The sequence below is a fragment of the Rhodoferax sp. RT5P35 genome (assembly GCF_056521385.1).
On sequence record NZ_JBWMAX010000004.1, the window covers coordinates 252,238 to 270,283 of the forward strand.

Sequence of the window (18,046 nt, forward strand, 5' to 3'; positions counted from 1 at the left end):
CTGTGAATAATGGGGGGCACCTGCGCGCCCCGCGCCATCAGGCTGCGCGCTTTTGCAGAATCTCGAATGCGGGCAGGGTTTTACCTTCCAGGATTTCCAGGAAAGCGCCACCGCCGGTCGAGATGTAGCCGACTTGCTTTTCAATGCCATATTTGGCGATGGCGGCCAGTGTGTCTCCACCACCAGCTATCGAAAACGCAGCACTTTCGGCAATTGCGCGGGCGATCGTTTCGGTGCCGTGGGCGAACGCGTCGAACTCGAACACGCCAACCGGGCCGTTCCAGACGATGGTGCCGGCCGACTTGAGTTGCAGCGCCAGCGCGGCGGCGGTTTGCGGGCCGATGTCCAGGATCAGGTCGTCGTCGGCCACATCGGTGGCGGCCTTGACGGTGGCCACGGCATCGGCGGCAAAGGTCTTGGCGGTGACTACGTCGGTGGGGATGGGTACGGCCGCGCCGCGCGCCTGCATGGCCTCCATCACCGCCTTGGCCTGGTCTACCAGGTCAGGCTCGGCCAGGCTCTTGCCGATCTTCAGGCCCGCAGCCAGCATGAAGGTGTTGGCAATGCCGCCGCCCACGATGAGCCCGTCTACCTTTTCGGACAAGGCTTTCAGGATGGTCAGCTTGGTGGAGACCTTGGAGCCCGCCACGATGGCCACCAGCGGACGCTGGGGATGGGCCAGGGCCTTGGTGATGGCATCGATCTCTGCCGCGAGCAGGGGGCCTGCGCAGGCAACCTTGGCGTATTCGGCGATGCCGTAGGTGGTGCCTTCGGCGCGGTGGGCGGTGCCGAACGCGTCGTTCACGAAGATGTCGCACAGCGCGGCCATCTTCTGGGCCAGCTCGGGACTGTTCTTCTTCTCGCCCACATTCACGCGGCAGTTTTCCAGCAGCACGACCTGGCCGGGGGCTACCGGCTTGCCATCCACATGCACACCATCCACCCAGTTCGCCACCAGCGGTACATCCCGGCCCAGCAGCTCGCCCAGGCGCTTGGCCACCGGGGCCAGCGAATCTTCGGGTTTGAACGCGCCCTCGGTGGGGCGGCCCAGGTGCGAGGTCACCATCACCGCCGCGCCAGCGTCCAGCGCCATCTGGATGCACGGCACCGAGGCGCGGATGCGGGTGTCTTCGGTGATGGCACCGTTGTCGTCTTGCGGCACGTTCAGGTCGGCGCGGATGAAAACACGTTGGCCTGCGGCTTGGCCCTGGGCGCACAGATCGGAGAAGCGGATGACGTTCATGGCGGTGTCTCGGTAGGTGGGTGGAATCAGCCTGCCATTTTAGGAGCCCCGCCGGGCCAAAAGTTACCAGCCTAAGCCAAGATGCAGCGGCAGGTAGACGGCCATGCCGGCCACGATGGTCAGCAGCACGTCGCGCCGCCAAAAGTACACCAGCACCCCGGCGGCGGCGCCAAACAGCCGCGCATCCATCCAGGTGGCCAACAGGTGGCCCTGGACCATCAGCACCTCGGGCAGCACCACGGCGGACAGGGCGGCAATGGGGGCGTACTGCAAACCGCGCTGGGCCCAATGCGGCAGGCTGGCGGATTTGCGGGTCAAAAAGAAGAAGCAGCGCGTCAGCACGGAGATCAGCGCCAGCCCGACGATGATGGCTACGGTCTGCCAGTGGGTCTCGCCGTTCATACCGCCACCCTGGGGCTCAGTTTTTCGGCCGACATGCAGGCCAATACGGCCACGGCAATCGCCACCACGATGTTCAGCTTGAACGGCAGGTTGTAGGCCACGATGGCCGCCGTGGCCGCCACTGCCGCCGACAGCAAGCGCAGCCGGGTGCTGGCCAGCGAGCACAAAATGCCGATTAGGCACAGGATGCCCGCAAAGCCCAGTCCCCAGGTGGTGGGGATGAAGTTGGCCAGCACCACACCGGCCACGCTGACCGGCATCCAGCTCAGCCAGGTGGCGGTGTTGCTGCCCGCCAGGTAGGCTTCGTGGGCGCGGTGGGCCTCGGGCGTGTCCTCCGGGTGGGCAAAGCGCCGGGTGAACATCACGTAGGTCAAATCGGTGGTCAGGTAGCCGTGGCTGATGCGCTCCAGCCAGGGCAGATGCATCAGGTAGGGCCGCAGGTGCAGGCTGAACACCACAAAGCGCAGGTTGACGCAAAACGCGGTGGCCAGAACCACCCAGGCCGGTGCGCCCGCAATCAGCAAGGGGGTGGCCGCCAGCTGTGAGCTCCCGGCAAACACGGTCAGGGTCATCAGCAGCGACTCGAACAGACTCATGCCCGACTTGGCCATGGCCACGCCGGTCATCAGGCCCCAGGCCGCCATGCCCGGGGCTTGCGGCCACATCTCGGATGCGCCGATGCGGAATTCCGGGTGCTGGCGGTTAGCGCGCTTGAGGAACATCCGGCGCGCTTTCAAACACCATGCCGGGCTGCAGGTTGCAGCCGCGAAGGAAGTCGGCCACGGCCAGACGTTTGCCACCGGGGCGCTGCACCTGGGTGATGTTTACTATGGAATCCATAGCAGCTACCGCAATGTAATCCTGCGTTACAGCCATGATTGATCCATAAACCGCGTCTGCGGGCGGTGCTGCTTCCGACACGCTGGCGGCCCAGACTTTCAGGCTCTCGCCCGCCAGCAGCGTGGCCGCACCGGGGAACGGATTGAATGCGCGGATGCGGCGCACTATGGCTCCGGCGCTCTGCGTCCAGTCAATCGCCGCCTCGCGCTTTTCGATCTTGTGGGCGTAAGTGATGCCCTCAGACGGTTGGGGTACGGGCACCAGGGTGTCGAGTTGTGCCAGGGCCTGCACCACCAGCTTGCCGCCCAGCGCGGCCAGTTTGTCGTGCAGGCTACCGGTGGTGTCGGTGGGGGCGATGGGCAGCGATTCGACCAGCAGCATGTCGCCGGTGTCCAACCCGGCATCCATCTGCATGATGGCCACGCCGGTGTGCGTATCGCCCGCTTCAATCGCCCGGTGGATGGGCGCGGCACCGCGCCAGCGCGGCAGCAGGCTGGCGTGGATGTTCAGGCAGCCCTGGCGCGGCACATCCAGCACCCACTGCGGCAGGATCAGCCCGTAGGCCACCACCACCATCACATCGGCCTGGGCGGCTTGCAGCAGGGCCTGGGCGGCGGCCGCGTCCTCAACGTATTTGCCGTCCAGCCGCAGGCTGCGCGGCTGGGCCACGGGGATGCCGTGGGTGAGCGCGTGCTGTTTAACAGGCGAAGCCTGTAGCTTCATGCCGCGACCGGCGGGGCGGTCGGGCTGGGTGAGAGCCAGCACGACCTCAAAGCCCGCGGCCTGCAGTGCGGCCAGCGCGACCTGGGCAAACTCAGGTGTGCCCGCGAAGATGACGCGCATCAACCCGCGTCCGGACGGCCCAGCGCGCGGCGGGTCTTGAGCATCTTGCTTTTGATACGGTTGCGTTTCAGGGGCGACAGGTATTCCACAAACACCTTGCCCAGCAGGTGGTCCATCTCATGCTGGATGCACACCGCCAGCAGGCCCTCGGCCTCGATGGTGCGCAACTGGCCCGCGCCGTCCAGCGCCTGCACCCGCACCTGGGTGGCGCGCTCCACCCCGTCATAAATACCGGGCACCGACAGACAACCCTCTTCGTTCAGCACCCGCTCTTCGCTGGCCCAGAGGATTTCCGGGTTGATCAGCACCAGCGGTTCGTTGCGTTCGTCGGACACATCGATCACCACCAGGCGCTCGTGCACGTCTACCTGCGAGGCGGCCAGGCCGATGCCATTGGCGTCGTACATGGTCTCCACCATGTCGGCGATCAGGGCCTGGATGCGTGCGTCAACCGCCTGCACGGGTCGTGCTAAGGTGTGCAGCTTGGGGTCTGGATATTGAAGAATGGAAAGTAATGCCATGAAATCTCGCCGAAAGTGCTGGAACTGGGCGCGGGGCGGCCAGCCGTATGTGGGTATTTTCGCTACTTTTAAGCCTGTAGAAACCAGTGCGGGCCAATATTCATTGCCCCGCTAGGGGCTTGGGCGCAGAATCGCGCGTAATTTGTCTTTAGTTTTCCGTCGATTTTGCGTCTATTTGCAGACAACGCCATTGCGGCACCGACGGACATTTGTGGTGCAACCAAATATGAAATACAAAAATGCGGGAGTGGGATCGCGTAGGGCGGTGGCAACAGCCGCCATGGTGTTGACGGCCTTGTCGGCCAGCCTGTGGGGCCCTTTGGCGCAGGCACAAGACTATCCCATCACCCCCGCGCAGCAGGCGACCGCCAGCCAGGTCGCCCAAAACGGCGTACCCCTGAGCGCACTGGCACCCAACGCGCCCGACCACTACACCGTCAAATCGGGGGATACGCTGTGGGCCATTTCAGGCCTGTTTTTGACCACCCCCTGGCGCTGGCCCGAGCTATGGGGCATGAACCAGCAAGAAATCCACAACCCGCACCGCATCTACCCCGGCCAGCAGTTGCTGCTGGTGAAAAAAGACGGCCGGGCCATGCTGTTGGCGGGCCAGTCGGCATCGGGGGACGGCATGCGCACCGTGCGCCTATCGCCGCGAACGCGTATCGAGAACCTGGCCGACAACGCCCTGCCCACGCTGCAAACCCATTTGATCGAGCCCTTTTTGTCTGAGCCCTTGGTGGTTGACGAAAACACCCTGGCGCTGGCTCCACGCATTGTGGCCACCCAAGAAGACCATGTGATGCTGAGCCAGGGCGACCGCGCCTACGCCCGCGGCCCGGCCAATGCTCCGCTGACCGACGAAAAGGGCAAGCCTTACAACTTCCGGGTAATGCGCAACGCCACCCCGCTGAAAGACCCCGGCACCGGTGAAATCCTGGGCTATGAAACCCAGTACGTGGGCAAGGCGGTGCTGGCCAGCAGCGAAGTGCAGCGCCCGTCCAAAGACCTGGACCGCGACGGCAAACCGTTTCTCGACATCATTCCCGCCAGTATCGACATCGCCTCGGCCAAGGAAGAAATCCGTGTGGGCGACCGCCTGTTGCCCGAGCCCGAGCGCGAACTGCTGAACTTTGTGCCCCGTGCCCCGGTGAAGGACATCGAAGGCCGCATCGTATCGGTGTACGGCAGCGCTGCGGTAGCCAACGCCGCGCAGAACCAGATCGTGGTGATCAACAAGGGCACGCGTGACGGCATCGAGCGCGGCCACGTGCTTTCGCTGCTGTCCGACGGCCCCCGCCTGCGCGACTCCACCGACCCAGACAAGACCATGATCAAACTGCCCGACGAGCGCAACGGCCTGTTGATGGTGTTCCGCCCATTTGAGCGGGTGTCCTACGGCCTGATTCTGGAGATCAAGACCGGTGTCAAGATCGGCGACCGGCTGACCACGCCGCACTAAAACGATGGACCGGGACGAGCTGGCAGGCTGGCTGCGCCTGCTTTTGACGCCCGGCGTGGGCAATACCAGCGCACGCCGCCTGATGGCCCGCTTTGGTCTGCCCCAGGCGGTGTTTGTGCAGTCCCCAGCCAGTCTGCGCGAGGTTGTTACTCCGGCGCAGGCCCAAGCCCTGCAGCAAACCCCACCGGAACTTGCAGCGCAACTGGAAACCACCACCCAGTGGCTGACCGCTACAGATGCCGCACCGCGCAACCTCATTACGCTGGGCGATGCACACTATCCTGCATCGCTGCTGGCCATGGAAGACCCGCCCCTGCTGTTGTACATGCTGGGCCGTACCGACCTGTGGCGGGCAGCCAGCACACAGAACATCGCGATTGTCGGCAGCCGCAACCCCACACCCCAGGGCGAGGCCAATGCGCGCCAGTTTGGCAAAGCCTGCGCCCAGGCCGGGCTGACCGTGGTGTCAGGCCTGGCCTTGGGCGTGGACAGTGCGGCCCACCGAGGCGCGCTGGAAGCTGCTGCAGGGGCTGCGGACTGGCTGGCCACCATTGCCGTGGTGGGCACCGGCCTGGACCGCGTCTACCCCAAGCGCAACCTGGCCCTGGCCCACCAGATCGCCCTGCACGGCCTGCTGCTCAGCGAGTACCCACTGGGCACGCCACCGCTGTCGGCCAACTTCCCCAAACGCAACCGCCTGATTGCCGGGCTGACCCAGGGCACGCTGGTGGTCGAAGCAGCGCTGCAATCGGGCTCGCTGATCACCGCACGGTTGGCCTCGGAGCAGGGCAAGGAAGTGTTTGCGATACCCGGCTCCATCCATTCCGCCCAGGCCCGCGGCTGCCATGCGCTGATCAAACAAGGGGCCAAGCTGGTGGAAAACATCCAGGATGTGCTGGACGAGTTGAAACTGTCGGATGCTCCTGATTTAATAGCTGTTGACGTAGATTTAACATGCGCAAGCGGCCAAAATGGCACTGAAAATCCATTGCTCACAGCCCTGGGCTACGACCCCGTGGGCCTGGACGCGCTGGTCGCCCGCACCGGCATTGCCGCATCCCAACTGCAAGTCCAGCTGCTGGAACTGGAGCTAGACAACCAGGTGGCGCGCCTGCCCGGCGGGCTTTTTCAGCGCATGGCGACCGGCTGAAGTTGCGTGACCCCTGGGCGCTGATGGCGACCGATCCGCACCAGGCAGAACGCACCCCCACCAGAAACACCGCAGAACTGGCTCCGCCAGGCTGCTGGTGTTGCCCCCTGCAAGGGGGTTGGCGAAAGACGCGCAGCGCTGAAGCCTGGGGGTGTGCATAATCACTTTATGTTTGAAGTACTCGTGTTCGTTTATGAAAACTACTGGCGGGGCGATGCCTGTCCCGAGTCGCAGCAACTTGGTCGCAAATTGTCGGCCGTCGGCTTCGAAGCCGATGAAATTGCGGAGGCGCTGCGCTGGCTGGACGGCCTGCACCAGGCTTCCCACAGCCCCAACCTAGCCCTGCCGCTGCCGTTCTTGTCGTCTATGGCGGCGATGGACTTTCCCGCCACCGACAGTCTGCGCGTCTACTCGGTGGCCGAGCAAGACCATCTCGGGGCCGAATGCCTGGGCTTTGTGAGCTTTCTGGAAACCGCCGGGGTGCTGGTACCGGTGATGCGCGAAATCGTGCTGGACCGCGCCATGGCTGCCCATGGCCACCCCGTCACTCTGGACGACCTGAAAATCATCATCTTGATGGTGTACTGGAGTTTTGGCGAAGAGCCGGATGCGCTGGTGCTGGACGAACTCTGCGACGATGCGTCCGACAGGGTCGCACATTAAAGGCTTTTTAGGCCCTAACGCTTATATAGACTGCGCCAGTAGCTACAAAAACCGCAGCAGTTAGGCCAGCAGCCGCTCGGGGTTTGCATCTAGTTTGGCCAGTGCGTCGCGGGTGGCGCGCAGGGTCAGGGCTTCTTCTTCCTGCGGTACCAGCAATCCGGCCTGCAGATAGGCCGCCAGACGGCGGGCCTGGATCAGGTAGCTGCGGCCGTCCATGGCGGCAAACAGATGCAGTTGCTTGCGGTCGCTGCGCCAGGCGAACTGCACCCGGTTGACCTGCCGGTTGTGGTCCAGCATGAACCAGTGGCCCAGTTGCAGCTCGCGTGCCCATGCCAGCATGGCATCGGTGGGCTTGGAGCCGCCGTCGGCAATCACGTCGATGGTGGATGCGTCCATGCCCAGCATCATCTCGATGCTTTCCGGGTCCAATGGCAAATCGCCCGTGGCCTCGTCGCTGAAGAAATCTTCCAGGTTTGCCAGATGTGCGGCCATGGAGTCGATACGCGCCTGGGGAATGGCCTCGGTCTTGGACATGAAGGCATCGGCCAGCGTGTCGCTGATGGTTTTGATGTGCACCTCTTGGGTGGGTGTATCCAGCCCCAGCAGGCCCATGCCCTGGCGCAAGCGCTGCAGCAACGTCGGCAGGCTCTGGATGACCTTGGCACGGTCGGCCCGGTTAGGCTTGGCGCTGGCCGACCAGACGAGTTCGGAGGCGGCTTTTTTCAGGGCCACGGTATCGGCGTGCTGCGCTCCGTTGCGCACCGCCGCCATGGCCAGTACTTCGGCCCAGATCTTGAACAAAAATGCGCGAATTTCTTCACGCACCGGCATGTCCTTGAGCATGTTGCGCAGCTCGATGGTGTACTGGATAGCCAAAGTTTCCTTCTGCTCGACCTGCTGGGCCAGGCTGACCAGGCGCTGTGTGCTGCCTTTTTCGGTCAGGAACTTCGACAAAAACAGCACAAACTCATCGAACACCAGTTGGAACACGCGCCGTCCGGTTTCTGGATACTGCTCGATCACCTGGACCACGCGGCGGATCTCGGCCTCCAGGGCGCTGCCGTTGATAGCCCGGGCATCAAACCCCATGACGCAGGAACCCATGCGGTCGATCAACTGGCGTGCCGGGTGGTCTACGGTACTGAAAAACTCGGGCTCGGCCAGGGCCACGCGCAGCACAGGCAACTGCAAGCGGGCAAACCATACCCGTACCGAAGGCGGAATACGCTCTTCGGCCAAGATGCTTTGGAACATCAGTGCGACGACTTCGATGGTGGCTTTTTCAGCCTGGGTCGTCGCTTTTTGCTTCAGGACATTGGACCGCTCGCGCAGAACCGAAGCCGCCTGGGATACATCAGCAGCACCGTATTCATACCGCCCCGTGGACCCCATGCCAGCGGGCATGGGGTCGGTATCGCCGCCATCGCGCTTGCGGGCAATCGCCTGCGCCAATGCGGGCGACACCGGATGCTGCTCGGTGACATCGAAATCGCTGACGTGGTCGTTCAGCATGCGTTTGAGGTGGCCCATCACGCCCTGGGCCCGCCGCCGCGCCCGGGCCAGAGGAGACACCACTGTCATCATGCGGGTTTCGTCGGCCGGGCTGTGCGCCTGGGCTGCGGCTGAGCCCTGCCAAGAGCCACCAGAAGCAACGCCGCGCCCCGCAGCCTCACCGGAGGACCGACCCGTAGGCAGATTGGCGGGCCCGTGAGAGGGCTCAAAGCGGCCGGCATACCCGTCCGCCTGGATACCGCCAGACTGTGTCTGCGGCTCCTGGGCGGCGCGCGGTACTGTGGAAGATACCGCGGTAGAAGCGCCAGCCGCATCGCTACGCTTCATACGGGAACGCAAATCTACGATGGGAATCACACCTTTAGACAGCAACAAGGCGTTGCAGCTCTCAAAGGCTTTTACAAAATGGCTGGCCAGTTCACGCTGCAAGGCATCGGTGATCAGCGGCAGGATATTGCGCGCCAGTCCCACCGCAGTCCATTGCTCGACCAGTGCCAGCATCAGCACCTCGGGGCGAATAGGGTCGTGGCTGGCCAATTCACCGCTGGATTCCAGCAATTGGATCCGCGCGCACAGGTTGCCGTAGGCCTCACCCAACTTATCCAGAATGGTCAGGGACAGGCGCGAGGCCAGAATTTTGTTTTCAACGACATCGTCGCCCATCAGCTCGAACTGCATAACGGGGTTGCGTGCCGCTGCACTACTGACCACGGGCTGCAAGGCTTTGTGCCATGCAGCCACTGTGCCCTGCTCCCAAGCGCGACTTTGGCTCTGGAAGGCGTTCCAGGCGTCCTGGCGCTCATGCGTTTCGCGGGTGCTATGGGCTTCTTCGAGCAGCACCGTCAAGCGCCCGGCAATCGCCCGGCTGACTTCACCCAAAGACTGCCCCACCTCCGTGACCAAGCTCTCGCGCGCGAAGCGTGCGAGTTGCAGGTCAGGGCTGGAGGGTGCGTTAGATGCCATATTTCAGGCGCAGGTCAGACGGTTGCGCCTGCGTTGGGGTCGTTGGGGTCTTCGTCTTTCTTGTTATTGGAGGCTTTAACCAAATCTTCACGCTGGATACCCAACCACATGGCAATCGCGGCAGCCACAAACACCGACGAGTAAATACCAAAAAGAATACCGATGGTGAGGGCCAGCGCAAAGTAATGCAAGGTAGGGCCACCGAACACCAACATCGACAAAACCATGATCTGGGTAGAACCATGGGTAATGATAGTGCGGCTGATGGTGGAAGTGATGGCGTTGTCGATCACCTCCATGGAGTTCATCTTGCGAAAGCGGCGAAAGTTCTCACGAATTCGGTCAAAGATCACCACCGACTCGTTCACCGAATAGCCCAGCACCGCCAGCACTGCCGCCAGCACCGGCAGCGAGAACTCCCACTGGAAAAAGGCAAAAAAGCCCAGGATAATCACCACGTCGTGCAAATTGGCGAAGATGGCGGCCACCGCAAACTTCCATTCGAAGCGGATGGCCAAATACAGCATGATGCCCACCACCACAAAAGCCAGCGCCTTCAGGCCGTCCACCGCCAGCTCGTCACCCACCTGCGGGCCCACAAACTCGGTGCGCTTGAGCAGCACCGACGCATCGGCCGTCTTGAGTGCGGCCAGCACCTGGTCACTCTGCTGGGCGGACGTGACACCTTTTTGCACCGGCATGCGGATCAGCACGTCTTGCGATGTGCCAAAGTTTTGCACCTGCACGTCCTGTAGGCCCAAGCCTGCCACCAAGGTGCGCACGCGGGTCAGGTCGGCGGGCTGGGAATAGCTCACCTCCATCAGGGTACCGCCGGTGAATTCCACCGACAGATGCAGCCCGCGCGAGAACAAAAAGAACACGGCGGCTAGAAAGGTAACAAACGAGACGATGTTGAACACCAACGCATGCCGCATGAACGGAATGTCGCGGTGGATCTTGAAAAACTCCATGCTGGCGCGTCCTTACTTGACTGAGGTTTCGGCTGCCGCTTCGGGCCGCCATACGGTGCCGATGGACACGGTTTTGAGCTTCTTGGTGCGGCCATACCAAAGGTTGACCAGGCCGCGCGAGAAGAACACGCTCGAAAAAATACTGGTGGCAATACCCAGAACGTGCACCACGGCAAATCCGCGGACAGGACCCGAGCCAAAAGCCAATAAAGCGATACCGACGATGGCGCTGGTGATGTTGGAGTCCAGAATCGTCGCCCAGGCGCGGTCGAAACCGGCGTGGATGGCCGCCTGCGGCGAGGCCCCGCCGCGCAGCTCTTCGCGCACCCGTTCGTTGATCAGCACGTTGGAGTCGATGGCCATACCCAGCACCAAGGCCATGGCGGCCATGCCGGGCAAGGTCAGCGTAGCCTGCAACATCGACAGCACGGCCACCAGCAGCAGCAGATTGAAGGCCAGCGCAATGCTGGAGAACACGCCAAACAGCATGTAGTAACAGCACATGAAGGTGGCCACGGCCAGGAAGCCCCACAGCACGCTGTGGAAGCCTTTGGAGATGTTTTCCGCACCCAGGCTGGGGCCGATGGTGCGTTCTTCGATGATTTCCATTGGTGCGGCCAGTGACCCTGCACGCAGCAGCAGCGAGGTGTCGTTGGCTTCCTGGGTGGTCATGCGGCCCGAGATCTGCACCCGGCCACCGCCGATTTCAGAGCGGATCACCGGTGCCGTCACCACTTCGCCCTTGCCCTTTTCAAACAGGATGATGGCCATGCGCTTGCCGATGTTTTCGCGCGTCACGTCCTTGAATATGCGCGAACCCTTGGCATCCAGCGTCAGGTTGACGGTGGGCTCCTGGGTCTGGCTGTCGAAGCCGGGCTGGGCATCGGTAAGGTTTTCGCCGGTCAGGATGACCTGCTTCTTCACAATGACGGGCTGGCCGCTGCGTTCCAGGTAGCGTTCGTCACCAAACGGCACGGCACCGGCACCCGCGGCGGCGGCACCGGCTTCGGTGCTTTCATCTACCAGGCGCACTTCCAGCGTGGCGGTGCGGCCCAGAATGTCCTTGGCCTTGGCGGTGTCTTGCACGCCGGGCAGCTGCACCACGATACGGTCCAGGCCCTGCTGCTGGATCACCGGCTCGGACACGCCGAGTTCGTTGATCCGGTTGTGCAGCGTAGTGATGTTTTGCTTCAGCGCCTGGTCTTGCACGCGGCGCGCGGCTTCGGGACGGATGGTGGCGGTGAGCTTGTATTCGGTGCCGTCGGGCGCGTCGGTGGTGACCAGGTCGGGGAACTGGTCTTGCACCACGGCCTTGGCAGCAGACAGGGTGGCGCTGTCGCGCAGGCGCAACTCAATGGCCTGGCCGTTGCGGGCGATGCCGCTATGGCGCACGTTTTTGTCGCGCAGACTGGTGCGCAAATCACCCGCCAGGGATTCGGCCTTTTTGGTCAACGCGGCCTGCATATCCACTTGCAGCATGAAGTGCACGCCACCGCGCAAGTCAAGCCCTAGATACATGGGGAAGGCGTGCAAAGCGGTGAGCCAGGACGGCGAGCGCGACAACAGGTTCAGCGCCACCACGTAGTTGGCATCGTTGGCATCGGGCACCAGGGCCTTTTGCACCACGTCCTTGGCCTTGAGCTGGTCGTCGGTGTTGCCGAAACGGGCTTTGACCGACGCGCCTTCCACACCGATCAGGTCGGGGGTGAGCTTGGCGGCATTGAGCGCGTCTTGCACTTTGGCCAGGGTGGTGGCGTCGATCTTGACCGACGCGCGGGCTGCCGAGACCTGCACCGCAGGAGATTCACCGAAGAAATTGGGCAGGGTGTAAATGGCCCCCACCAGTAGCGCGACCAGGAGGATCACGTACTTCCATACCGGGTATCGATTCATGGTCGCGTTTAATGCTTTCTAGTTACTTGGCGGTGCTGGAATTACTTGACAGTACCCTTGGGCATGACCTGCACCACAGCGCTGCGTTGCAGTTGCACTTCCACGCCGGTGGCGATTTCCAGGCTCAAAAAGCCGTCGCCCATCTTGGTGACCTTGCCGATCAGGCCGCCTGCGGTGGCGACTTCATCGCCCTTGGCCAGCGCTTCGAGCATGGTGCGGTGCTCTTTTTGCTTCTTCATCTGGGGGCGGATCATCACGAAGTACAGCACCACGAACATCAAAACCAGGGGCAGCATGCCCGTCAGGGACGACATCATGTCGCCGCCGGTGGCAGCAGCGGCGGGAGCGGTTTGGGCAAAAGCAGAAGAAATGAACACAGAAGGCTCCAACGACAAATGGCAAAAATAAACCCGCAGACACGGCACAACAGATGCCATGCGGCTGGGCGGGGGTAGAACCAATTGTATGCCGCAGAGTTCGCGCTTCGGAATCGGGGCTTGCCATAGGCATGGCCCCGCAGGGTTGCTATATTTTTAATAGCTATCAGCGTATATAAAATATGCGCTAGAGCCTTATTTTGTGCTGATTTTGAAAGCTGCCAGCGCAGCCGCCCACTGGATACGCGCCGCCGCCAGGTGCCGTGCCTTGACATGGCCGTAGCCGCGGATCTGCTCCGGAATGCGGGCCACGGCCAGGGCCGCCGCGTGGTTGGCCGCCGTGAGCCGCGGCAGCAGTTGCGTGATGCTGTCCTGGTACTTGGCCACCAGCGCCCGCTCGGTGCGCCGCTCGGCCTGGTAGCCAAACGGGTCGAACGGCGTGCCGCGCAGGCCTTTGAGCCGGGCCAGCAACTGGAAGGCAATGCGCACGGCGGGGCCAAACTTTTGCTTTTGCAGCTCGCCCTGGGCGTTCTTTTTGGCCAGCAGCGGCGGGGCCAGGTGGTAGTGGAGCTGGAAGTCGCCCTCGAACTGGGCCTGGATGTCGGCCAGGAAGGCCGGGTCGGTGTGCAGCCGGGCCACCTCGTACTCGTCCTTGTAGGCCATCAGCTTGAAGAGGTAGCGGGCCACTGCCTCGGTGAGCGGAAGGTGGGCATCCAAGGGCTGCTCGGCCTGGCGCACTTGGGCCACGAAGGCGCTGTAGGTGGCGGCGTAGGCGGCGTTTTGGTAGCCGGTCAAAAACGTGACGCGGCGCTGCAGCATGGCATCCAGCGGCTCGCGGGCATGCCACTGCATGGCCTGTGGCGGAGCAGCCACGCTGGCGGGGTCGACGGCGGCGCGGCGGCCCCAGGCGAAGGCGGTTTTGTTGGCTTCTACCGCCATGTTGTTGAGCTCGATGGCGCGCAGCAACGAATCCAGCCGCAGCGGCACCCAGCCCTTTTGCCAGGCGTAGCCCAGCAGCATGGGGTTGGCGTACAGGCTGTCGCCCATCAGGCGCTGGGCGGCGGCCTCGGCATCGAAGCTGGCCATGCCGTCCGGCCCTACGGCACGCAGGATCTCGGCGGTGCAGGCTGCCGTGGGGTTCTGCCAGTCGGCGTTGTGCACAAAGGCGGCCGTGGGTGCGGTGTGGGTGTTCAGTGCCACGTGGGTGCGGCCCGGGCGCATGCGCACCAGGGTCTCCTTGCCCGCAGCGACGACCGGGTCGCAGCCCAGAATCAAATCTGCCGCGCCCGCGCCCACCCGGGTGGTGCGGATTGCGTCCTGCGTGTCGGCCAGCAGCACGTGGCTCCAGGTGGCCCCGCCTTTTTGCGCCAGGCCCGCCGCGTCCTGGGTGACGATGCCCCGGCCCTCGAGGTGCGCGGCGACGCCCAGCAACTGGCCCAGGGTGATCACCCCGGTGCCACCCACGCCCGCCACCACAATGCCCCAGACACCGGCGGTACTCGGTAGAACCGGCTCGGGCAGCGGGCTGCCGGTGAAAGGCGACAGCGCCTGCGCAGGCTTTTTCTTGCGCAGTTGCCCGCCCTGCACGGTCACAAAACTGGGGCAAAAGCCTTTGACGCAGGACATGTCCTTGTTGCAGCTGGACTGGTTGATCTGGCGCTTGCGTCCAAAAGGCGTTTCCAGCGGCTCCACGCTCAGGCAGTTGCTTCGCACGCCGCAGTCGCCGCAGCCCTCGCAGACCAGGGGGTTGATCACCACCCGCGTGGCCGGGTCCACCGCCGTGCCGCGCTTGCGGCGGCGGCGCTTTTCGGTGGCGCAGGTCTGGTCGTAGATGAGGATGGTGGTGCCCTTGATCTGCCGGAACTCGCGCTGGATCTCGTCCAGCAGGTCGCGGTGTTTAACCTCCACGCCGTCCGGCAGCGCGATGCCTTGGTACTTCTCAGGTTCATCCGTCACCACTACGGTTTTGATAGCGCCTTCCGCCCGTACCGATTGGGCTATCTGCACCACCGAGTGCCCTTCTGGCCGCTCGCCGATCTGCTGGCCGCCGGTCATGGCTACCGCGTCGTTGTACAAAATCTTGTAGGTGATGTTGACCCCCGCCGCAATCGCCTGGCGGATGGCCAGCAGGCCGCTGTGAAAGTAGGTGCCATCGCCCAGGTTGGCAAAAATATGCTGGTCGGTGGTGAAGGGCTGCTGGCCCACCCATGGCACGCCCTCACCGCCCATCTGGGTGAAACCCACGGTGCTGCGGTCCATCCAGGTGGCCATGAAGTGGCAGCCAATGCCGCCCATGGCCCGCGAACCGTCTGGCACCACGGTAGACGTGTTGTGTGGGCAGCCGCTGCAAAACCACGGCGGGCGGGCCTGGGCCGGGCTGGCATCCAGCAGCACCATGGCACGGTCTGTGGCATCCAGCAGGGCGATGTGCGCGTCGATGCGCACCGCCACGTCTTCCGGCATGCCCAGCTTGTGCAGGCGCTGGGCGATGGCCCGGGCCACCAGTGCGGGCGACAGGTCGGCGTTGGCGCGCAGCAAAGTGTTGGCCGTGGGGTTGGCCATGGACCATTCGCCGCCGCTAAAGTCACCCTCGGGCTCGCTGAACTTGCCCAGCACATTGGGCCGCACGTCGGCGCGCCAGTTGTACAGCTCTTCTTTCAGCTGGTATTCGATAACCTGGCGCTTTTCTTCCACCACCAAAATCTCTTGCAGGCCGGTGGCGAATTCGCGGGTGAGCTGCGCCTCCAGCGGCCAGACCACGCCCACCTTGTGCAGGCGCAGGCCGATGCGGTGGCAGGTGGCGTCGTCCAGCCCCAGGTCGAGCAGCGCCTGGCGGGTGTCGTTGTAGGCCTTGCCGCTGGCGATCACGCCAAACCTGTCGTTCGGCCCCTCGATGGCGTTGTAGTTCAGCCGGTTGGCGCGGATGTAGGCCAGCGCGGCATACCACTTGTAGTGCATCAGCCGCGCCTCTTGCTCCAGCGCGTGGTCGGGCCAGCGGATGTGCAGGCCACCCGCAGGCATCACAAAGTCGGTGGGGATTTTGATCGCCACCCGCTCCGGGTTCACCATCACGGTGGCGCTGGATTCGACGATTTCCTGGATGGTCTTCATGCCCGCCCACACGCCCGAGAAGCGGCTCATGGCAAAGGCGTGCAGGCCCAAGTCCAGAATTTCCTGCACATTGGCCGGAAAGAACACCGGCAGCCCGCAGGCCTTGAAGATGTGGTCGCTCTGGTGCGCGGCGGTGGAGCTTTTGGAAATATGGTCGTCGCCCGCCACGGCAATCACGCCGCCAAACTCGGTGGTGCCCGCCATGTTGGCGTGTTTGAACACGTCAGAGCAGCGGTCTACCCCCGGCCCCTTGCCGTACCAGATGCCAAACACACCGTCGAACTTGTTGGTGCCCGGCGGCGAAAAGCCCAGTTGCTGCGTGCCCCACACCGCCGTGGCAGCCAGTTCCTCGTTCACCCCCGGCTGGAACACGATGTTCTGCGTCTTGAGGTACTTCTCGGCCTTCCACAGCGCCTGGTCGTAGGTGCCCAGCGGCGACCCCCGGTAGCCGCTGATGAAGCCCGCCGTATTGCGCCCCTGCCGTGCATCGCGCTGGCGCTGCAGCATGGGCAGCTTGACGAGGGCCTGCACCCCACTCATGAAAGCCGGGCCAAAGTCCAGGCTGTATTTGTCGTCCAGCGAGGCGGCTTCCAGGGCCTTGCGCAGAGACTCGGGTAGGGGTGCATTCATCGTGTTTGTCTCCTGCGCAGTAGGCTGCGCTTGTCGGAAAAGTGTATGCCTGTACCCCTGAAAAGTCTTTGCGTTCTTTGCCCGCATTCGCCTACTATGCGAAAGAACCTTGCTTAAAAAACTCCATGCTCGATAAATTTGACCTTTTGATTCTGGATGCCCTGCAAGCCAACGCCCGCCTGACCAACGCCGAGCTGGCCCAGCGAGTAGGCCTGTCCGCAGCACCGTGCTGGCGGCGGGTGCGGGCGCTGGAGGAAGCGGGTTACATACGCGGCTACCGGGCCGAGATCGACCGGCACAAGATCGGCCTGGACGTGTTGGCCTTTGTGCGGCTGGATGCGGTGCAAAACAGCGGCCCCGCGCTGCAAGGCCTGGAAGACGCGATCCGCCTGATCCCTGAGGTGGTGTCTTGCCACTACATCAGCGGCACCGGCACCTTTGAGCTGCAGGTGGTGTCGCGGGATTTGAATACCTTCAGCCAGTTTGCCCGGCAGGTGCTGGTGAATCTGCCCAATGTGAAGGATTTGCACACCAGCTTTTCACTGGGGGAGGTGAAGGGGAATGGGGTGTTGCCGCTGGGGCATTTGGGGTGACAGGCATTTCATGGCTTACCTTTAATAGAAATCTGCGCAGACACTGCCCGGGCTGGAGTCTGTTATGGCCTGTATAGCCACACCCGCCATACCCAAGCTTTTTAAGCTTCTAACGTATACACCGTCTACACAAGTAGCTATTTTAAAGATAGCAATCCATGAATCCTAGGGTTTCACCCTAGATTGCACTTGCAACACAGCCTGCAGGTTGCCGACACACAAAGGTCGTGGCCGCTTGGGAAGATCACTCCATCGCACCAATATTGGTGTAACTACCCAAAGGACCCCACCATGACCCGCTCCATTAACCGTATCGCCGCTTCCGCTTTGTTCGCCCTGGCTGCTGGCGCTTTCCTTCCCGCCCACGCTGCTGGCAACGATGCCGATCTGGCCAACTCGGTGCAATCCGCCCTGAGCACCTCGCTGGGTAGCGATGCCAAAGACGTGACCGTCACAGCCAGCAACGGCACCGTGACCCTGCACGGCTGGGCACAAGGCCCGCAAGAAGAAGCCAAGGCCCGTTATGTGGCCAGCACCGTGCCCGGTGTGGCCAATGCCTTCAGCACTGTGCGCACCTTCTCCAGCGACACCAACGACTAAACAAGTCCACTCCGCCACTGCGGTGCACCTAGCCCGCTCTACCGGAAGCCATTCCGGTAGAGCGGGCTTTTTTATGGCATGGGGCGCCATGCCTGATCCTGGCTTTAGCCATTCACCCTGGGTGAACATGACAGATGCAACACAAGCCCCCAGATCCGACACACAAGCCACCCACTCCGTATACAAAATCCCCTCATACCAAAAGCTCCACAACGAGCCAGTGGTTTTCCAGGAATTGCGCAGCGCCCAGCTGGCAGGTTTGCGGCCCTCTG

At 63.1% G+C, this 18,046-nt stretch carries 15 protein-coding genes; 5 read left to right on the forward strand and 10 right to left on the reverse strand.

The features are described 5' to 3' along the window. Positions 1-37 precede the first annotated feature (37 nt). From AC097L_RS07810 to def, 5 genes are all read right to left on the reverse strand, one after another. Positions 38-1,243: a phosphoglycerate kinase gene (locus AC097L_RS07810; protein WP_479585703.1), complete on the reverse strand. Its 1,206-nt coding sequence runs from the start codon at positions 1,241-1,243 to the stop codon at positions 38-40. 63 nt (positions 1,244-1,306) lie between these two features. Continuing rightward, positions 1,307-1,645 carry an AzlD domain-containing protein gene (locus tag AC097L_RS07815; protein ID WP_479585704.1) on the reverse strand — a complete coding sequence of 113 codons (339 nt, stop codon included), beginning with the start codon at positions 1,643-1,645 and terminating at the stop codon, positions 1,307-1,309. Further along, positions 1,642-2,367, reverse strand: coding sequence for an AzlC family ABC transporter permease (locus AC097L_RS07820; RefSeq protein WP_479585706.1), 726 nt, complete (start codon positions 2,365-2,367; stop codon positions 1,642-1,644). The genes AC097L_RS07815 and AC097L_RS07820 overlap by 4 nt, the downstream gene beginning before the upstream one ends. Beyond that, positions 2,348-3,328, reverse strand: coding sequence for a methionyl-tRNA formyltransferase (gene fmt, locus AC097L_RS07825; protein ID WP_479585707.1), 981 nt, complete (start codon positions 3,326-3,328; stop codon positions 2,348-2,350). Before fmt ends, AC097L_RS07820 begins: the two co-directional genes overlap by 20 nt. Continuing rightward, positions 3,328-3,849 (reverse strand): peptide deformylase, encoded by a 522-nt coding sequence (gene def / locus AC097L_RS07830; RefSeq protein ID WP_479585709.1) that lies wholly within the window; start codon positions 3,847-3,849, stop codon positions 3,328-3,330. The genes fmt and def overlap by 1 nt, the downstream gene beginning before the upstream one ends. Before the next feature lie 226 nt (positions 3,850-4,075). Between def and AC097L_RS07835 the strand changes: the two genes are divergently transcribed. From AC097L_RS07835 to AC097L_RS07845, 3 genes are all read left to right on the forward strand, one after another. Next, positions 4,076-5,311 carry a LysM peptidoglycan-binding domain-containing protein gene (locus AC097L_RS07835; protein WP_479585714.1) on the forward strand — a complete coding sequence of 412 codons (1,236 nt, stop codon included), beginning with the start codon at positions 4,076-4,078 and terminating at the stop codon, positions 5,309-5,311. A gap of 4 nt (positions 5,312-5,315) precedes the next feature. Continuing rightward, positions 5,316-6,461 (forward strand): DNA-processing protein DprA, encoded by a 1,146-nt coding sequence (gene dprA, locus AC097L_RS07840; RefSeq protein ID WP_479585717.1) that lies wholly within the window; start codon positions 5,316-5,318, stop codon positions 6,459-6,461. A gap of 168 nt (positions 6,462-6,629) precedes the next feature. Beyond that, positions 6,630-7,124 carry a Smg family protein gene (locus AC097L_RS07845; protein ID WP_479585719.1) on the forward strand — a complete coding sequence of 165 codons (495 nt, stop codon included), beginning with the start codon at positions 6,630-6,632 and terminating at the stop codon, positions 7,122-7,124. A gap of 60 nt (positions 7,125-7,184) precedes the next feature. On the opposite strand, the gene AC097L_RS07850 is transcribed toward AC097L_RS07845, so the two are convergent. The 5 genes from AC097L_RS07850 to AC097L_RS07870 form a co-directional block, all read right to left on the reverse strand. Further along, positions 7,185-9,599: a DUF1631 family protein gene (locus AC097L_RS07850; RefSeq protein ID WP_479585722.1), complete on the reverse strand. Its 2,415-nt coding sequence runs from the start codon at positions 9,597-9,599 to the stop codon at positions 7,185-7,187. Positions 9,600-9,613: 14 nt separating this feature from the next. Continuing rightward, positions 9,614-10,570, reverse strand: coding sequence for a protein translocase subunit SecF (gene secF / locus AC097L_RS07855; RefSeq protein ID WP_479585724.1), 957 nt, complete (start codon positions 10,568-10,570; stop codon positions 9,614-9,616). Positions 10,571-10,582: 12 nt separating this feature from the next. Beyond that, positions 10,583-12,463, reverse strand: a complete 1,881-nt coding sequence (gene secD, locus AC097L_RS07860) for a protein translocase subunit SecD (protein ID WP_479585726.1) — start codon at positions 12,461-12,463, stop codon at positions 10,583-10,585. Between the two features lie 41 nt (positions 12,464-12,504). Beyond that, entirely contained in the window at positions 12,505-12,840 is a 336-nt protein-coding gene (gene yajC / locus AC097L_RS07865; RefSeq protein ID WP_348005989.1) for a preprotein translocase subunit YajC, read from the reverse strand. Between the two features lie 195 nt (positions 12,841-13,035). Next, positions 13,036-16,581 (reverse strand): indolepyruvate ferredoxin oxidoreductase family protein, encoded by a 3,546-nt coding sequence (locus AC097L_RS07870; protein ID WP_479585729.1) that lies wholly within the window; start codon positions 16,579-16,581, stop codon positions 13,036-13,038. A gap of 125 nt (positions 16,582-16,706) precedes the next feature. Between AC097L_RS07870 and AC097L_RS07875 the strand changes: the two genes are divergently transcribed. Next, positions 16,707-17,174 carry an Lrp/AsnC family transcriptional regulator gene (locus AC097L_RS07875; protein ID WP_479585732.1) on the forward strand — a complete coding sequence of 156 codons (468 nt, stop codon included), beginning with the start codon at positions 16,707-16,709 and terminating at the stop codon, positions 17,172-17,174. A 291-nt stretch (positions 17,175-17,465) separates the two neighbouring features. Continuing rightward, positions 17,466-17,774 carry a BON domain-containing protein gene (locus AC097L_RS07880; RefSeq protein ID WP_479585735.1) on the forward strand — a complete coding sequence of 103 codons (309 nt, stop codon included), beginning with the start codon at positions 17,466-17,468 and terminating at the stop codon, positions 17,772-17,774. Positions 17,775-18,046: the final 272 nt, after the last annotated feature.

Bases quoted from the DNA above. Each gene is read 5' to 3' on its own strand.
- AC097L_RS07810 (WP_479585703.1), bottom strand. From the start codon at position 1,243: ATGAACGTCATCCGCTTCTCCGATCTGTGCGCCCAGGGCCAAGCCGCA.
- AC097L_RS07815 (WP_479585704.1), bottom strand. From the start codon at position 1,645: ATGAACGGCGAGACCCACTGGCAGACCGTAGCCATCATCGTCGGGCTG.
- AC097L_RS07820 (WP_479585706.1), bottom strand. From the start codon at position 2,367: ATGTTCCTCAAGCGCGCTAACCGCCAGCACCCGGAATTCCGCATCGGC.
- fmt (WP_479585707.1), bottom strand. From the start codon at position 3,328: ATGCGCGTCATCTTCGCGGGCACACCTGAGTTTGCCCAGGTCGCGCTG.
- def (WP_479585709.1), bottom strand. From the start codon at position 3,849: ATGGCATTACTTTCCATTCTTCAATATCCAGACCCCAAGCTGCACACC.
- AC097L_RS07835 (WP_479585714.1), top strand. From the start codon at position 4,076: ATGAAATACAAAAATGCGGGAGTGGGATCGCGTAGGGCGGTGGCAACA.
- dprA (WP_479585717.1), top strand. From the start codon at position 5,316: ATGGACCGGGACGAGCTGGCAGGCTGGCTGCGCCTGCTTTTGACGCCC.
- AC097L_RS07845 (WP_479585719.1), top strand. From the start codon at position 6,630: ATGTTTGAAGTACTCGTGTTCGTTTATGAAAACTACTGGCGGGGCGAT.
- AC097L_RS07850 (WP_479585722.1), bottom strand. From the start codon at position 9,599: ATGGCATCTAACGCACCCTCCAGCCCTGACCTGCAACTCGCACGCTTC.
- secF (WP_479585724.1), bottom strand. From the start codon at position 10,570: ATGGAGTTTTTCAAGATCCACCGCGACATTCCGTTCATGCGGCATGCG.
- secD (WP_479585726.1), bottom strand. From the start codon at position 12,463: ATGAATCGATACCCGGTATGGAAGTACGTGATCCTCCTGGTCGCGCTA.
- AC097L_RS07870 (WP_479585729.1), bottom strand. From the start codon at position 16,581: ATGAATGCACCCCTACCCGAGTCTCTGCGCAAGGCCCTGGAAGCCGCC.
- AC097L_RS07875 (WP_479585732.1), top strand. From the start codon at position 16,707: ATGCTCGATAAATTTGACCTTTTGATTCTGGATGCCCTGCAAGCCAAC.
- AC097L_RS07880 (WP_479585735.1), top strand. From the start codon at position 17,466: ATGACCCGCTCCATTAACCGTATCGCCGCTTCCGCTTTGTTCGCCCTG.